This is a genomic window from Ideonella sp. sgz306126 (assembly GCF_056032705.1).
The window spans coordinates 184,956-201,583 of record NZ_JBVYWP010000003.1 but is presented as its reverse complement, the minus strand read 5'-3'; the positions used below and the strand labels follow the sequence as shown (position 1 = coordinate 201,583).

General features: G+C 70.3%; 15 protein-coding genes. 11 read left to right on the top strand and 4 right to left on the bottom strand.

Annotated features, from left to right (window positions below):
* Positions 1-44: 44 nt before the first annotated feature.
* Entirely contained in the window at positions 45-1,490 is a 1,446-nt protein-coding gene (gene glgA, locus AC0N04_RS09420; RefSeq protein WP_474282021.1) for a glycogen synthase GlgA, read from the bottom strand.
* 5 nt (positions 1,491-1,495) lie between these two features.
* A complete protein-coding gene (gene glgC, locus AC0N04_RS09415; RefSeq protein WP_474280880.1) occupies positions 1,496-2,779 on the bottom strand; it encodes a glucose-1-phosphate adenylyltransferase in 1,284 nt (427 codons plus the stop codon).
* 269 nt (positions 2,780-3,048) lie between these two features.
* Here glgC and AC0N04_RS09410 point away from each other — a divergent pair, with 269 nt between their 5' ends.
* The 6 genes from AC0N04_RS09410 (at position 3,049) to AC0N04_RS09385 (ending at position 11,449) form a co-directional block, all read left to right on the top strand.
* Positions 3,049-3,351 (top strand): urease subunit gamma, encoded by a 303-nt coding sequence (locus tag AC0N04_RS09410; RefSeq protein ID WP_474280878.1) that lies wholly within the window; start codon positions 3,049-3,051, stop codon positions 3,349-3,351.
* Between the two features lie 98 nt (positions 3,352-3,449).
* A complete protein-coding gene (locus AC0N04_RS09405) occupies positions 3,450-3,755 on the top strand; it encodes an urease subunit beta (RefSeq protein ID WP_474280876.1) in 306 nt (101 codons plus the stop codon).
* On the top strand, positions 3,755-5,482 hold the full coding sequence (gene ureC, locus AC0N04_RS09400; RefSeq protein WP_474280874.1) for an urease subunit alpha: 1,728 nt from the start codon (positions 3,755-3,757) through the stop codon (positions 5,480-5,482). The genes AC0N04_RS09405 and ureC overlap by 1 nt, the downstream gene beginning before the upstream one ends.
* A 221-nt stretch (positions 5,483-5,703) precedes the next feature.
* Complete coding sequence (locus AC0N04_RS09395) at positions 5,704-7,242, top strand: efflux transporter outer membrane subunit (RefSeq protein WP_474280872.1); 1,539 nt, start codon at positions 5,704-5,706, stop codon at positions 7,240-7,242.
* An 18-nt stretch (positions 7,243-7,260) separates the two neighbouring features.
* The gene (locus AC0N04_RS09390; RefSeq protein WP_474280870.1) at positions 7,261-8,388 is read left to right on the top strand and encodes an efflux RND transporter periplasmic adaptor subunit; all 1,128 of its coding nucleotides are present in this window, start codon (positions 7,261-7,263) and stop codon (positions 8,386-8,388) included.
* A 7-nt stretch (positions 8,389-8,395) separates the two neighbouring features.
* Positions 8,396-11,449, top strand: a complete 3,054-nt coding sequence (locus tag AC0N04_RS09385; RefSeq protein ID WP_474280868.1) for an efflux RND transporter permease subunit — start codon at positions 8,396-8,398, stop codon at positions 11,447-11,449.
* 134 nt (positions 11,450-11,583) lie between these two features.
* On the opposite strand, the gene AC0N04_RS09380 is transcribed toward AC0N04_RS09385, so the two are convergent.
* Positions 11,584-12,054 carry a rhodanese-like domain-containing protein gene (locus AC0N04_RS09380; RefSeq protein WP_474280866.1) on the bottom strand — a complete coding sequence of 157 codons (471 nt, stop codon included), beginning with the start codon at positions 12,052-12,054 and terminating at the stop codon, positions 11,584-11,586.
* Between the two features lie 176 nt (positions 12,055-12,230).
* Between AC0N04_RS09380 and ureE the strand changes: the two genes are divergently transcribed.
* The 5 genes from ureE (at position 12,231) to ureG (ending at position 15,443) form a co-directional block, all read left to right on the top strand.
* On the top strand, positions 12,231-12,962 hold the full coding sequence (gene ureE, locus AC0N04_RS09375; protein ID WP_474280864.1) for an urease accessory protein UreE: 732 nt from the start codon (positions 12,231-12,233) through the stop codon (positions 12,960-12,962).
* Entirely contained in the window at positions 12,928-13,659 is a 732-nt protein-coding gene (locus AC0N04_RS09370) for an urease accessory protein UreF (RefSeq protein WP_474280862.1), read from the top strand. The genes ureE and AC0N04_RS09370 overlap by 35 nt, the downstream gene beginning before the upstream one ends.
* Positions 13,660-13,770: 111 nt before the next feature.
* Positions 13,771-14,172: a DUF488 domain-containing protein gene (locus AC0N04_RS09365; RefSeq protein ID WP_474280860.1), complete on the top strand. Its 402-nt coding sequence runs from the start codon at positions 13,771-13,773 to the stop codon at positions 14,170-14,172.
* Position 14,173: 1 nt separating this feature from the next.
* A complete protein-coding gene (locus AC0N04_RS09360; RefSeq protein ID WP_474280858.1) occupies positions 14,174-14,737 on the top strand; it encodes a hypothetical protein in 564 nt (187 codons plus the stop codon).
* A gap of 55 nt (positions 14,738-14,792) precedes the next feature.
* A complete protein-coding gene (gene ureG, locus AC0N04_RS09355; RefSeq protein ID WP_474280856.1) occupies positions 14,793-15,443 on the top strand; it encodes an urease accessory protein UreG in 651 nt (216 codons plus the stop codon).
* A 299-nt stretch (positions 15,444-15,742) separates the two neighbouring features.
* On the opposite strand, the gene AC0N04_RS09350 is transcribed toward ureG, so the two are convergent.
* The gene (locus AC0N04_RS09350; RefSeq protein WP_474280854.1) at positions 15,743-16,615 is read right to left on the bottom strand and encodes a Kdo hydroxylase family protein; all 873 of its coding nucleotides are present in this window, start codon (positions 16,613-16,615) and stop codon (positions 15,743-15,745) included.
* Between the last annotated feature and the right edge of the window lie 13 nt (positions 16,616-16,628).

The window sequence follows — 16,628 nt, the reverse complement described above, 5'->3', positions numbered from 1 at the left end:
GATCCGCTTGGGGGGTCAATGAAATCGGCCGGTCCATCGGCGCGTCAATGCGACAGCGCCTGGCGGTAGACCTGCACGTAGGCCCGGGCCGCGACGGCCCAGTCGTGGCGCTGGGCCATCGCGCTGCGCTGCACCGCCCGCCAGTCGCCTTCGCGCCGGTACAGCGCGAAGGCGCGCCGGATCGCCGCGTCCAGCCCCGCGGGACTGAACTCGTCGAACACGAAGCCGGTGGCGCGGCCTTCGTCCAGCGCTTCGAGCGAGGCATCGGTGACGGTATCGGCCAGGCCGCCGACGCGCCGCACCAGCGGCAGGCAGCCATAGGCCAGGCCGTAGAGCTGGGTCAATCCGCAGGGTTCGAAGCGCGAGGGCACCATGATCACGTCGCCGCCCGCCACCAACTGGTGCGCAAACGGCTCGTCGTAGCCGATGCGCACCGCCACAGCGCGCGGGTGGGCCTGGGCCAGCGCGGTGAACGCAGCTTCCATGCCCGCATCGCCGCTGCCCAGCAAGGCGAACTGCCCGCCGCGCTCGACCAGCGCGGGCAGCGTCTCCTGGACCAGGTGCAGGCCCTTCTGCTCGGTCAGCCGCGAGACGACGACGAACAGCGGCCCGCGGGCGTCGCCGGCCAGGCCCAGCCGCGCCTGCAGGGCGGCCTTGCAGCGCGCCTTGCCGGCCATCTCGCCCGCGTCGTAGGTCGATTCGATCAGCGGGTCGCACGCCGGCTGCCAGACCGCCGCGTCGACCCCGTTCAGGATGCCGTACAGCACGCCAGCCCGCGCCCGCAGCAGGCCGTCCAGCCCCTGGCCCTGTTCGGGCTGCTGGATCTCGCGGGCATAGGTGGGACTGACGGTGGTCAGCCGGTCGGCGAAATACAGCCCGGCCTTCATGAAGTTGAGCTGCCCGTAGCACTCCAGCCCCTCGGGCTGGAAATAGCTCGGCGGCAGGCCGAGGTCGGGGAACAGCCGGGCGTCGAAGTGGCCCTGGTACGCCAGGTTGTGCACCGTGTAGACCGAGGCCGTCGGCGCCCCCAGCGCCTTGATGCACGCCGGCGCCAGCGCGGCGTGCCAGTCGTGCGCATGCACGAGTTCGGCGCGCCACGCCGGGTCGATGCCGCGCGCCAGTTCGGCGGCCGCCCAACCCAGCCGGGCGAAGCGCAGGTGGTTGTCGGCAAACGGATGCTGACGCGCGTCGGCGTAGGGCCCGCCGTCGCGGCGGTACAGCGACGGCGCGTCCACCACATAGGCCTGGCAGCCGCAGGCCGGCAGCGCGCCCAACAGCAGGCGGGCGCCGGGCACCCGGCCATGCGGGGGCAGCTCGGCCACGGCGACCGGCTCGTGCAGGCCGGCTAGGATGGCCTCGAAGCCCGGCAGCAGCACACGCGCGTCGACACCGGCCGCCGCCAGCGCGGCCGGCAGCGCCCCGGCCACGTCGGCCAGCCCGCCCGTCTTGAGCAGGGGAAAGATCTCGGCGCAAACCTGCAGCACGCGCATCGGAGTCACCCCTTGCCCAGGCGGGCGATCATGTCGCGCGTCACCAGCACGACGCCCCCCGGGCTGCGGTAGAAGCGGCTGGCGTCGAGCTCGGCATCCTCGCCGATCACCAGGCCTTCGGGCAGCTTGCAGCGGCGATCGATCACCGCGTTTTTGATCCGGCAGTGGCGATTGATCTGCACGTCGGGCAGCACCACGGTGTGGTCGATCTGGCTGTAGGAGCGCACCAGCACGTTCGAGAACAGCACCGAATCGCGCACCGTGGCGCCGGAGACGATGCAGCCGCCCGAGACCAGGCTGTCGATGGCCTGGCCGACCCGGCCGGCGGCGGGCTCGTCGTGCACGAACTTGGCCGGCGGCAGCTGCTCCTGGTAGGTCCAGATCGGCCATTCGCCGTCGTACATGTTCAGCTCGGGCGTGGTCGAGGCCAGATCCAGGTTGGCGGCCCAGTACGCATCGACGGTGCCGACGTCGCGCCAGTAGGCGCGCGAGAACGGCGGGTTGGCGATCGCCGACATCGAGAACGGGTGCGCCAGCGCCTGGCCTTCGCGCACGGCCTTGGGGATCAGGTCCTTGCCGAAATCGTGGCTGGACGACGGCTCGGCAGCGTCCTCTTCGAGCAGCCGGAACAGGTAGTCGGCGCTGAACACGTAGATGCCCATGCTGGCCAGCGACAGGCCGGGGTTGCCGGGCATCGCCGGCGGATCGGCGGGCTTTTCGACGAATTCGGTGATGCGGCGCTGGGCGTCGATCGCCATCACGCCGAAGCCCTTGGCCTCCTCGCGCGGTACCTCGATGCAGCCGACCGTGACGCCGCGGCCGCTGTCGACATGGTCGGCCAGCATGATGGAGTAATCCATCTTGTAGACATGGTCGCCCGCCAGCACCACGACGTAGTCGGGCGGCGTCGAGTTGCGGATGATGTCCAGGTTCTGCCAGATCGCATCGGCGGTGCCGCGGTACCAGTGCTCCTCGTCCAGCCGCTGCTGGGCGGGCAGCAGGTCGACGAACTCGTTCATCTCATTGCGCATGAAGCTCCAGCCGCGCTGCAGATGGCGCAGCAGCGAATGCGACTTGTACTGGGTGATCACGCCGATCCGGCGCATGCCCGAATTCAGGCAGTTCGACATCGCGAAATCGATGATGCGGAACTTGCCGCCGAAATGCACCGCCGGCTTGGCGCGGTTGTTCGTCAAATCCATCAGGCGGGAGCCTCGCCCCCCGGCCAGCACCAGGGCCAGGGTGCGGCGGGCGAGTTGGCGCGATCGAGCATTGCGGGTGAGGTCCATGGGCTTGTCTCCGAATCTTCGCGATGCCGCCGGCGCCGGGCAGCACGAACGCTGGGATGTTGCGATTCTGTCTTGCGCTTTTCATGCCGGCCTCCCATCTTGCCCTGGAAACCGGACGCCTCTCTGGCGCGGCCCCTCGCGATGAACCCGAAGCGAGACCCGGCCCGGCCGGAAAGCTGGCGGTGGCCCGGGCCTTGCTGGATACTTGCCGACGCACCCAAGTGCCGCCGCACGGCCGTCGTCGCGGCCGCCGCCGGCAGGAGACCTGGATGGACTTGACCCCTCGCGAAAAAGACAAGCTGCTGATCTTCACCGCCGCCCTGCTGGCCGAGCGCCGCCTGGCGCGCGGGCTGAAGCTGAACGTGCCGGAGGCGATCGCGCTGATCAGCGCCGCCATCATGGAAGGCGCGCGCGACGGCAAGTCGGTCGCGCAGCTGATGAGCGAAGGCAAGACCGTGCTCAGCCGTCGCCAGGTGATGGACGGCGTGGCCGAGATGGTGCCCGAGATCCAGATCGAAGCCACCTTCCCCGACGGCACCAAGCTGGTGACCGTGCACCAACCGATCGACTGAGGATGCACCATCCTGGTGTCGAGCGCCCCACCCCACCGTCGCATGACCCGAGGCGCCCCGCCCGCATCGGGCTGCGGCGCCCCTGAACGGAGCTCCCCATGATCCCTGGCGAATTGCTCACCGACCCCGGCGACCTGCCCCTGAACCCCGGCCGCCGCACCCGCAGCCTGGTGGTGGAAAACGCCGGTGATCGGCCGATCCAGGTCGGCTCGCATTACCACTTCGCCGAGACCAACGCCGGCTTGCGCTTCGACCGCGACGCCGCCTTCGGCATGCGGCTGAACATCGCCAGCGGCACGGCCGTGCGTTTCGAGCCCGGCCAGCAGCGCACCGTGGAGCTGGTGGACTACGCCGGCAGCCGGACGGTCTATGGCTTCCGCGGCCAAGTGCAAGGAAAACTCTGATGGCTCAGATCGGCAAGCGTGCCTACGCCGAGATGTTCGGCCCGACGCTCGGCGACCGCGTGCGGCTGGCCGACACCGACCTGATCATCGAGGTCGAGGACGACTACACCCTGCGCGCCGGCGGCTACGGCGAAGAGGTGAAGTTCGGCGGCGGCAAGACCATCCGCGACGGCATGGGCCAGAGCCAGGTGCCCAACGGCCCGGGCGTGCGCGAGGCGGTGGACTGCGTGATCACCAATGCGCTGATCCTCGACCACTGGGGCATCGTCAAGGCCGACATCGGCCTGCGCGGCCAGCGCATCGCGGCCATCGGCAAGGCCGGCAACCCCGACGTGCAGCCCGGGGTCGACATCGTCATCGGCCCGGGCACCGAGGTGATTGCGGCCGAGGGCCTGATCGTCACCGCCGGCGCCGTCGACACCCACATCCATTTCATCTGCCCGCAGCAGATCGAAGAGGCGCTGGCCAGCGGCGTCACGACGATGCTGGGCGGCGGCACCGGACCGGCCACCGGCACCTTCGCCACCACCTGCACGCCCGGCCCCGAGAACATCGCCCGCATGCTGCAGGCGGCCGACGGCTTCGCGATGAACCTGGGCTTCTTCGGCAAGGGCAACGCCAGCCGCCCGGCGGCGCTGGAGCAGCAGGTCGAGGCCGGCGCGATCGGCCTGAAGCTGCACGAGGACTGGGGCACCACGCCGGCGGCGATCGACTGCTGCCTGGGCGTGGCCGAGCAGACCGACGTGCAGGTGGCGATCCACACCGACACGCTGAACGAATCGGGCTTCGTCGAGGACACCATCGCCGCGTTCAAGGGCCGCACCATCCACAGCTTCCACACCGAAGGCGCCGGCGGCGGCCACGCGCCCGACATCATGAAGGTGGTGGGCGAGGCCAACGTGCTGCCCTCCTCCACCAACCCGACACGACCGTACACGGTGAACACGCTGGACGAGCACCTGGACATGCTGATGGTCTGTCACCATCTGGATGCCTCCATCGCCGAGGACCTGGCCTTCGCCGAGAGCCGCATCCGCCGCGAGACCATCGCCGCCGAGGACATCCTGCACGACCTGGGCGCCATCAGCATGTTCAGCTCCGACTCGCAGGCCATGGGCCGCGTCGGCGAGGTCAGCATCCGCTGCTGGCAGACCGCGCACAAGATGAAGCAGCAGCGCGGGCCGTTGCCGGGCGACACCGAACGCCACGACAACGCCCGCGTCAAGCGCTACCTGGCCAAGCTGACCATCAACCCGGCGCTGTCGCACGGCATCGCCCACGAGGTCGGCAGCATCGAGGTCGGCAAGTGGGCCGACCTGGTGTTCTGGCGCCCGGCCTTCTTCGGCGTGAAGCCCAGCCTGATCCTCAAGGGCGGCTTCATCGCGATGGCCGCGATGGGCGACCCGAACGCCAGCATCCCCACGCCGCAACCGGTGCACTACCGGCCGATGTTCGGCAGCTTCGGCGGCGCGCTGTCGCGCGGCTCGCTAAGCTTCGTCAGCCAGGCCGCGCTGGCCAGCGGTGCCGCCGAAGGCTACGGCCTGCACAAGCGGCTGGCCGCGGTGAAGGCGTGCCGCACGGTCAAGAAGCAGCACATGGTGCACAACCACTACACGCCGGTGATGGAGATCGACGCCCAGACCTACCAGGTGCGCGCCGACGGCCAGTTGCTGTCCTGCGAGCCGGCCACCGTGCTGCCGATGGCGCAGCGCTACTTCCTGTTCTGACGGGCCGCCCGCGGTGGCCGACCTCGCGAACGGGCGGGCGTTGCGGGGGCTTTACATCGCAGCCCGACCTCGCGCCAGCATGGCGGCGCGACTCCTGCCAGAATCGCCGGCTGCGAAGAATGCGGTGCAGCAACGGCGAGGGCCTTGCTCGGGGTGTGGCCGGCTGGCCGATCACGCGAAAGGTTCGCCGCGGAGACCGCCGCCTGCGTCTGGAGGACGAAATGTTGACACTCGAAGCATCGCCCGGAGCGGTGTGCAAGACGGCGAGGCTGCCCGCGCGGCTGCGGCGCCGACCGCTGGGATGGCTACTGGTGTGTGCCGCGCTGGGCGGTTGCGCCATGGGCCCCGACTTCAAGGCGCCGGCGCCCCCCGCAGCCGCGCAAGGTGCGCACTACACCGAAGGCCCGCTGCCGGACCAGACGGTGGCCTCGACGGGCGCCGACGGCGTGGCCCAGCGTTTCGTCGCCGACCAGGACATCCCGGCCCAATGGTGGACGCTGTACCACTCCGAGGCGCTGAACCGGCTGATCGACCAGGCGCTGAAGAACAGCCCGACGCTGGCCGCCGCCCAGGCCACGCTGCGCCAGGCCCAGGAGAGCTATCGCGCCGCCTCGGGACAGCTGGAGATGCCCAGCGTGACCGGCCAGCTGGGCATCAGTCGCCAGCACGCCTCGGCGGTCTCCAGCGGCGCGCCCGGCGGCGTCGAATACACGCTGTACAACGCGGCGGTCAACGTCTCGTACACGGTCGATCTGTTCGGCGCCAATCGCCGCGCGCTGGAGGGCCAGCAGGCCCTGGTCGACACCCAGCAGTACCAGCTGGAAGCGGCGCGGCTGGCGCTCAGCGCCAACGTGGTGACGGCGGCGATCCGCGAGGCGGCGCTGCGCGCCCAGTTGCAGGCGACGAACGAGCTGCTGGCCGCGCAGGAGCAGCAGTTGGCCTTGCTGCAACGCCAGTTCCAGTTGGGCGCCGTCGGCCAGTTGCCGGTGGTCGCCCAGCAAGGCGCGGTGGCCGCGACCCGCGCCGGCGTGCCGGCGCTGGAGAAATCGCTGGCCCAGACGCGCCACCTGCTGGCCGTGCTGGCCGGGCGCCTGCCCAGCGAGCCGGGCCAGGGCCCCTTCAGCCTCGATGCGCTGAGCCTGCCGCAGGACCTGCCGGTCTCGCTGGCCTCGAACCTGGTGCGCCAGCGCCCGGACATCCGCGCCAGCGAGGCCCAGTTGCACGCCGCAGCGGCCCAGCTCGGCGTCGCCACCGCCAACCTGTACCCGCAGATCAACCTCAGCGCCAGCCTGGGTTCGGCCGCGCTCAAGGAGAGCAACCTGTTCGGCAGCGGCTGGGGCTTCTGGAGCCTGCTGGCCGGCGTGACCCAGCCGATCTTCAACGGCGGGGCGTTGAGCGCGAAGCAGCGCGCCGCTCAGGCCGCCCTGGACGCCGCCGCGGCGCAGTACCGCGGCACGGTGCTGCAGGCTTTCCAGAACGTGGCCGACAGCCTGCGCGCGATCGAGTTCGACGCCCAGGTGCTGCAGACTCAGACGGACGCGGCAGCGCTGGCGCACCAGACCTTGACGCTGACCACCCAGCAGTACCAGCTCGGCGCCGTCGGCTACCTCGCGCTGCTGGACGCCCAGCGCGGCGAGCAACAGGCCCGCATCAACCTGGTGGGCGCGCGCGCCGCCCGCTACGCCGACACCGCGGCGCTGTTCCAGTCGCTCGGTGGCGGCTGGTGGCACGCGCCGGCCCTGGCTTCCAAGAATTCCTGAATTGCACGGAGAAGAACAATGACCAAACGCATGCTGATCATGCTCGGCGCGGTGCTGCTGCTGGTGGCCGCCCTCGCCTTCGGCTTTTACCTGCACATCCAGAAGCTGATCGCCAGCGCGCCCAAGCCCGGGCCGCAGACCGTCAGCACGACCCGGGTCGAATCGCTCGAATGGCAGCCGCAGCTCAACTCGATCGGCACCCTGGTGCCGGTGCGCGGCGTGGACCTGAGCACCGAGGTCACCGGTCTGGTGCGCAGCGTCGAATTCAAGTCGGGCCAGACGGTCAAGGCCGGCCAGGTGCTGGTGCAGCTCAATGCCGACAGCGACAAGGCCTTGCTGCAGGTCGCCGAGGCGGCGGCCGACCTGTCGGCGGTGGTGCTCAAGCGCGACAGCGCCCAGGCCGAGATCCACGCGATCAGCCAGGCCCAGCTCGACGCCGACCGCGCCGACCTGAAGGCCAAGCAGGCCCAGGTGGCGCAGCAACGCGCGACCGTCGAGAAGAAGACGATCCGCGCACCGTTCGCGGGCCAGCTCGGCATCAGCACCGTGATGCCCGGACAGTACCTGAACACCGGCGACAAGATCGTCACGCTGCAGAACGTCAACCCGATCTACGTCGACTTCAACCTGCCGCAGCAGCGCATTGCGCAGCTGGCCGTCGGGCAGACGGTGGACGTCGGCGTCGACGCGCTGCCGGGCCAGGCCATCGTCGGCAAGATCAGCGCGATCAACAGCAAGCTCGACCCGGCCACCCGCAACGTGCAGGTCGAGGCCACGCTGGACAACGCCGGCCACAAGCTGCTGCCGGGCATGTTCGCCAAGGTCAACGTCAACGTGGGCGCGCCGCAGCGCTACCTGACGCTGCCGCAGACCGCGATCACCTACAACCCCTACGGCTCGACCGTGTTCGTGCTCAAGCCCGCCGACAAGCCGGGCGCCGACGGCAAGACCGGCCTGGTGGCGCAGCAGGTCTTCGTCACCACCGGCGACACCCGGGGCGACCAGGTGGCGATCCTGAAGGGCCTGGAGGCCGGCCAGCAGGTCGTCACCAGCGGGCAACTCAAGCTCAAGACCGGCACGCCGGTGCTGGTGGACAACTCGGTGCAGCCCGCCAACAGCGCGAACCCGACGCCGCAGGAACGTTGAGGCCACGATGAACTTCACCGACATCTTCATCCGCCGGCCGGTCCTGGCCTCGGTGATCAGCCTGCTGATCATCGTGCTGGGCCTGCGCTCGCTGTTCGGCCTGCCGATCAACCAGTTCCCGCGCACCCAGAACGCGGTCGTCACGGTGTCGACGGCCTATTACGGCGCCGATGCGCAAACCGTGGCCGGCTTCATCACCCAGCCGCTGGAATCGGCGATCGCCCAGGCCCAGGGCATCGACTACCTGTCGTCGTCCAGCACCAGCGGCGTCTCGACGATCACCGCCACGCTGCGGCTGAACTACGACGCCAACCGCGCGCTGACCGAGATCAACACCCAGGTGGCCTCGGTGCGCAACCAGCTGCCGGCCCAGGCCCAGCAGCCGGTGCTGACGGTGCAGACTGGCCAGACCACCGACGCGATGTACATGGGCTTCTACAGCGACCAGCTGCCCACCAACAACGTCACCGACTTCCTGATCCGGGTCGTCAAGCCCAAGCTCGATTCGATCGAAGGCGTGCAGACCGCCGAGATCCTGGGCGGGCGGCTGTTCGCGCTGCGCGCCTGGCTGGACGCCGACAAGATGGCCGCCCACGGCGTGACGGCCGCCGACGTCAGCGCCGCGCTGGCCGCCAACAACTACCTGGCCGCGCTGGGATCGTCCAAGGGCCAGATGGTCACCGTGCCGCTGACCGCCGGCACCGACCTGCATTCGGTCGACGAGTTCAAGCAGCTGGCCGTCAAGCGCAGCGGCGACACCGTCGTGCGGCTGGCCGACGTGGCCACCGTCACGCTGGGCAGCGAGAACTACGACTTCAACGTCGCCTTCAGCGGCGTGCGCTCGGTGTTCATCGGCATCAAGGTCGCCCCCGAGGCCAACATCCTCGACGTGGCCAAGCGGGTGCGCAAGGTTTTCCCGGACGTGCAGAGCCAGTTGCCGACCGGGCTGACCGGGCAGATCGTCTACGACTCGACCGATTTCATCAATTCGTCGATCACCGAAGTCGTCAAAACGCTGGTCGAGGCCTTGCTGATCGTCACCGTGGTGATCTACCTGTTCCTCGGCAGCTTCCGGGCGGTGCTGGTGCCGGTGATCGCGATGCCGCTGTCGCTGGTCGGCACCTTCTTCGTGATGCTGGCGCTGGGCTACTCGATCAACCTGCTGACCCTGCTCGCGCTGGTGCTGGCGATCGGGCTGGTGGTGGACGACGCGATCATCGTGGTCGAGAACGTCGACCGCCACATGCGCGAGGACGGCAAGACGCCGTTCGAAGCCGCGCTGATGGCCGCGCGCGAACTGGGTGGCCCCATCCTGGCGATGACGGTGGTGCTGATCGCGGTCTATGTGCCGATCGGCTTCCAGGGCGGCCTGACCGGCGCGCTGTTCACCGAGTTCGCGTTCACGCTGGCCGGCGCGGTGACGGTGTCGGGCATCGTCGCGCTGACGCTGTCGCCGATGATGTGCTCGCGCGTCTTCACGCGGGAGCAGGACAGCGGACGCTTCGTGATGGCGATCGACCGCGTCTTCGAGCGCGTGCGCCACGGCTACAAGCGGCTGCTGCACAGCCTGCTGACGACCTGGCCGGTGCTGATCGTGATGGCGGTGCTGCTGTTCGCGGCGCTGCTGGCGATGTTCAAGATGTCGAAGTCCGAACTCGCGCCGGAGGAAGACCAGGGCATCGTCGGCTCGCTGGTCACCGGCCCGCCGACGGCCAGCGCCGACCAGATGCTGCGCTACTCGGACCAGGTTTTCACGATCGGCAAGGATCTGCCCGAATACAAGCAGATGTTCCAGATCACCGGCACGCCGACCGTCAACAAGGGCTTCGGCGGCCTGGTGCTGAAGGACTGGGGCGACCGGGTGCGCAGCGCGCACGACGTGCAGGTCGAGCTGCAGCAGAAGTGGAACAAGATCGCCGGCGCGAGCGTGGTGGCCTTCCAGTTCCCGTCGCTGCCCGGCTCGTCGGGCCTGCCGGTGCAGTTCGTGATCACCACCACCGAGCCGTTCGAGAACCTGAACGCGGTGGCCCAGCAGGTGATGGACAAGGCCCGTGCTTCGGGCAAGTTCTACTTCCTGGACTCCGACCTGAAGCTCGACAAGCCCCAGGCCACCGTGGTGGTCGACAAGGACAAGGTGGCGACGCTGGGCCTGACCGAGCAGGACGTCGGCGGTGCGCTGGGCGCCGCGCTGGGCGGCGGCTACATCAACTACTTCTCGATCGCCGGGCGTTCGTACAAGGTGATTCCGCAGGTCTTGCAGGTGGACCGCCTGAACCCGGCCAACCTGCTGGACTACAACCTCAAGCTGCCCGGCGGCGCCCTGGTCCCGGCCAGCACCGTGGCCCACCTGAGCTACAAGGTCGTGCCGGAATCGATCAACCGCTTCCAGCAGCTGAACTCGGTGACGATCTCCGGCGTGGCCGGCATCTCGCAGGGCGACGCGCTGCAGTTGATGCGCGACATCGTCAAGGAGGTTGCGCCGGTGGGCTACACGGCCGACTACTCGGGGCAGTCGCGCCAGTTCGTGCAGGAATCCGGCGGCTTCCTGGTGACGATGCTGTTCGCGGTCGTTATCGTGTTCCTCGCGTTGGCGGCGCTGTTCGAGAGCTTCCGCGACCCGGTGGTGATCCTGATCTCGGTGCCGCTGGCGCTGTTCGGCGCGATGATCTTCATCTTCCTGGGCTTTGCGTCGATCAACATCTACACCGAGGTCGGCCTGGTGACGCTGATGGGGCTGATCAGCAAGCACGGCATCCTGATCGTGGAGGTGGCCAACCACCTGCAGCGCGAGGGCAGGTCCAAGCGCGAGGCGATCGAGGAGGCGGCCGGCATCCGCTTGCGTCCGATCCTGATGACCACCGCCGCGATGGTCTTCGGCGTGATCCCGCTGGTGATTGCCGCCGGCGCGGGCGCCGCCGGGCGCCAGGCGATGGGCCTGGTGATCTTCACCGGCCTGTCGATCGGCACGCTGTTCACGCTGTTCGTGGTGCCGGCGATGTACCTGTTCATCGGTGCCGACCGCCACGCCACCCGGCCCGCGAGCGAGGTGGCCGCCGCCTGAGCCCGGCCGGGCGCAGCGACTCCCCTGCGGAACTCGACTGCGCCCGCGCCCACGGCTCGGGACCTGATGAAGGGAACGGCCGCCACGGGCCGTTCCGGGTCAGCCCCCGGAAACCTTCCGAATCGGCCTGGGCCTCAGGCCTTCGGCGCCGCCGCGGCCATCAGCTTCTTCCAGGCCTGGAAGCCGCCCGCCACCGACAAGGCCTTGGCGTAGCCCAGCGAGCGCAACAGGCGCGCCGCGTACAGGCTGCGCCGGCCGCTGTTGCAGACGCACAGCACGATGCGGTCGTGCACGTGGTGCACCTGGTTGATCATCGTGAAGAACCCCTGCACGTCGATCGGCGTGGGCTCACCCGCGTCGAGGATGTCCTGCTCGTCCTCGGTCAGCGCGTGACCCAGCAGCAGCTTGACCTCGAACAGCGGGATGTGCACCGTGTCCGGCATCGCGCCCTTCATCTCGATCTCGAAGGCCTGCCGGATGTCGACCATCGTCGCCAGTTCCAGCCGGCACAACTCCAGCGCCGCGCCCAGACTGATCTCCAGCACGTCGCGTTCGGCCTGATCGGGATCGGTGTCAGGGCTGGGCGCAGCGTCGATGGCGGACATGAAGGACTCCTCGGGCGGGCGTTCGGACCGTCACGAACGCCGTGCGGCCTCTGCTTTGCCCTGAGGCCCGATTGTGCCGCCGCGCGGCCGTCCCGCACGCCCCGGCGCCCGCGCTGCGGGGACGGCGGGTACCATCGCCGTACACGCCGATTCGCGCGCCTGCGCCCCCCCTGCCCATGCTGTCGATCCACAAACTCATTCCTCAAGGCCGCGGCCTGGCCACTGTGCTGCTCAAGCGCGCGGCCAGCGTCGAACTGGGCTGGGACCTGCGCCAGAAAAGCCGCTTCGAGGCCCATGACTCGCTGGGACGTCGACTCGGCATCTTCCTGCCGCGCGGCAGCGTGGTGCGCGGCGGCGACGTGCTGGTGGCCGAGGACGGCTCGCTGATCCGCGTCCAGGCGGCCGCCCAGCCGGTGCTGCAGGTGCGCGTCTGCGCCGAGCACGGCAGCCCGTTCGATCTGCTGCGCGCGGCTTATCACCTGGGCAATCGCCACGTGCCGCTGGCGCTGGCACCCGAGGTGCTGACGCTGGAACCCGACCATGTGCTGGCCGATCTGCTGCGGCAGATGCACCTGATCGTCAGCGAGGCCGAGGCCCCGTTCGAGCCCGAAGGCGGCGCCTATGCCCACGCACCGGCAGCCGGTTCGCCGGCCCACGCCCACGCCCACGCCCACGCCCACGGCGCGGCGCCGGTGGCCGGCCATGTTCACGGCCCGGGCTGCGGCCACGACCACGCTGCCGCCGCGCCGGCATCGCGGGGCAGGCCGCTGGGCATCGGCGTCAGCACGGCACCGGTACCCCACGTGCACGGCCCGGGCTGTGGCCACGACCACGCCCACCCGAACGACGATGCGCACACGGACGAGCACGGCCATGCCCACCCTGCAGGACACCGCCACGGTCATTGAGGACGCCGTGGCGCCGCTCGGTGGCGCCGCGCTGCTGCAGCTGATGTGGCTCGCGTCGCCGGCGCTGCCGGTGGGCGGTTTCAGCTACTCGGAAGGCCTTGAAGCCGCGGTCGAAGCCGGCGCGGTCGCGTCCGAGGCCGAGGCGAAGGTCTGGCTGCTGGACCAGCTCCGCCTGGGCCTGGGCCGAGCCGATCTGGCCGTCGTGGCCCAGGCCATGGCAGCCTGGCGGCAGCACGACGCGGCGCGCGTCGAGGCGCTCAACCGCTGGGTTCGCGAAACCCGGGAAGGCAGCGAAAGCCGACAGCAGGCCGAGCAGATGGGTCGCTCGCTGCACGACTGGCTGCGCCAGCGCCGCCCCGACGATCCGCGGGTCGCCCTGCTGGGGGCCTTGCGCCCGGCGCCGACCTGGCCGCTGTCGTTCGCGCTGGCGGCCGTGCACACCGGCGCGCCGCCGCACGAGGCGCTGCTGGCCCACGCGTTCGGCTGGGCCGAGAACATGGTGCAGGCCGCGTTGAAGGCGGTGCCGCTGGGGCAGAGCGCCGGCCAGCGCATCCTGGGCGCGCTGTGCGAGGCGATCCCGGCCACGGTCAGCGGCGCCCAGGCCCTGGGCGACGACGAGCGACAGGCCTTCACCCCGATGCTGGCCATCCTGTGCGCCCAGCACGAGGCGCAGTACTCGCGCCTGTTCCGCTCCTGAGGTACGACGGCGGTGCGACAGCTCACGGCCAATCCTGTCGCGGCCCGTCGGCCACTCGGTTCGCCACCACGCCGCTTGGCGCGGCGTCCAACTCGCTGGAAGGATCACACCATGTCGGTGCACATCGTTCGTCTGGGCAGCCCGCGCGGCGCGCATGAGGGCCTGCGCATCGGCACCGTGCGCCGACCGCCCCGCGGGGTTGCCAAGGCCGAGTTCGCCTCGGCCGACTGGTACGACCTCTGGTATCCCAACCTCGCCCCCAGCGCCGAGTTGATGGTGCTGGGCCGGCAGGCCGCCGACGACCGCGCCTGGCAGGCATTCGTCCGCAAGTTCAGGACCGAGATGGCAGCCCCCGACGCCAGCCGCTCGCTGGACCTGCTGGCCGCGCTGTCGGCGCGGACCGACTTCTCCGTCGGCTGCTACTGCGCCGACGAGGCCCGCTGCCACCGTGCGGTGCTGCGCACCCTGCTGGCCGAGCGCGGCGCCGTGATCGCCCCGCCCGTGCAGGCCTGACATGGCGCGTGCCGGCCTGTCTCCGCCGACGCGGTCCCATGCCACCCGGGCCGGACTGATGGGCCTGCTGGCCTTGCTGGGCGCCTGCAGCACCACGCCGTCGAAAGGCGACGCGTCGACCCGGGTGGCCGACGCGGCCGCGTCGCCGCTGGCCGACCTGAACCTCGTGCAGGCCAGCATTCCGCCGGTCCTGACCGAGGCGCGGCGCGAGCCGTACCGCCCGCCCGCCCCCCGAACCTGCCCCGAACTGGCGCGCGAAATCGGCCAGATCGACCTGGCCCTGGGCGCCGACCTGGACCAGCCCGCCAGCGAACCCAGCCTGCTCGAACGCGGTGGCGAGGAAGCCGGCGATGCCGCGATCGACACGATCAAGAGCGCGGCCGAGGGCATGATCCCGTTCCGCGCCTGGGTACGCCGGCTCAGCGGCGCCGATCGCCACTCGAAGGCGGTGGCCGCCGCCGTGGCCGCGGGCACCGTGCGCCGCGCCTACCTCAAAGGACTGGGCCAGGCGCTGCATTGCGCCCCGCCGGCCGCGCCCCGCCCGCCGCCAGACGGCAAACGTTGAGCCGGCACGCTCCGTGCATGCCCGCATCCACTCCCCTCACCCTGCTCCACCCGCCATGACCGACCGCCCCGCCCATCGCACCAAGACCCTGCCTCCGTTGCGCGTCGGCGTCGGCGGCCCGGTGGGCTCGGGCAAGACCACCTTGGTCGAGATGCTGTGCAAGACCATGCGCGAGCAATGGGACCTGGTGGTGGTGACCAACGACATCTACACCAAGGAAGACCAGCGCCTGCTGACCGTCGCCGGGGCGCTGGAACCCGAGCGCATCATGGGCGTGGAAACCGGCGGCTGCCCGCACACGGCGATCCGCGAGGACGCGTCGATCAATCTCGAAGCGGTGGACCGGATGCTCGAGAAGTTTCCCGACGCCGACATCGTGTTCATCGAATCGGGCGGCGACAACCTGGCCGCCACCTTCAGCCCCGAACTGAGCGACCTGACGATCTACGTGATCGACGTCGCGGCCGGCGAGAAGATCCCGCGCAAGGGCGGCCCCGGCATCACCAAGAGCGACCTGTTCGTGATCAACAAGACCGATCTGGCGCCGCACGTGGGCGCCGACCTGTCGGTGATGGAGGCCGACACCCGCCGCATGCGCCAGACCGCCCAGGGCGTGCGCCCCTTCGTGATGACCAACCTGAAAACCCGGCAAGGCCTGGACGAGGTGGTCCACTTCATCGAAACCCAGGGCTTGCTGGTGGGCTGAGGCCGGACCGAGCAAGCCCCTGCGGGCTTGCGAGTGCCTGCCGAAGCGCCCGGGCATGCAAAGCCCGGGCGTGGGATGCGAACGCACAAGCCGGACCGAGCAAGCCCCTGCGGGCTTGCGAGTGCCTGCCGAAGCGCCCGGGCATGCAAGCCCGGGCGTGGGGTGCGAAGGCACAGGCCAGACCGAGCAAGCCCCTGCGGGCTTGCGAGTGCCTGCCGAAGCGCCCGGGCATGCAGGCCCGGGCGTGGGGTGTGAACGCACAGGCCGGACCGAGCAAGCCCGGCGGGCGTGGGACGCGGTCAGGCCAGCCGGCGCCCGGTGAGCCGCTCCAGAGTGCGCAGCGGCGAGGTCGCGGGGTCGGCCTGGGCCGCGACCGGCAGCAGCAGCGTCTGCTCGAACATGAACTGGCCGCTGCGCACCGCATGCGGCACCTGATCGGCGAAGCAGATCCAGGTGCTGCCGGCCGCGCAGGACAGCGCGGTCATGCGGGCTTCGAGCTGCTCGGCAGGGTCGCGCTTCATCGCGTCGTGCAGGCCCAGCATCAGGTGGTCGTACTCGCTGCGCCGGCCGCGGGTACGCCGGGTCAGCTGCAGCCACGCCGCGGCGCCGGGCCAGGGCCGCGGCACCCGGGGCAACAGCCGGCGAGTCACGGTCTCGAAGCGTTCGCCCAAGCGCCACTCGCGCGGCTCGCCCAGCGGGTGCACATTGCTGAACACCCGCAGGATGCGGCGCCCGCCGGTCGGGCTGCGGGGAAAGGCATCGAGATGCAGCAGCCGGTCGTCGCTGCGCCAGTCGCTGCGGCGGGTGTCGATGCGCAGCGGCCGGTAGCTGGTGCTGCCCGGCTGCATCGCCGTGACGTAGCCCGGACACAGCCGCGCCACCAGCGCGCAGGCCTGGCTGCGAAAGCGTGCCATCAGTGCGCGCAGGTCATCGGCATCCTGGCCGGCGGCCCGGGCCCCCCGCAAGCCGGCGTCCCCCCCGGTCCACGCGATGTTCTTGCTGGCGGGGTCCTGCCAGCGCGGATCGAGAAAGCGCGCCTCGTCATCGGCGAGCGCGAAGCGCAGCTGCGGCAGGTACAGTACCTGGCCGGATTCGATCACCGCGGCCAGCCCGGTCCCGGCCGCCGCCGCGGGCGTCCATCGATCGAGCGCCAGGGTGTGGATGGGGTCCATCGCAGCCTTTCGA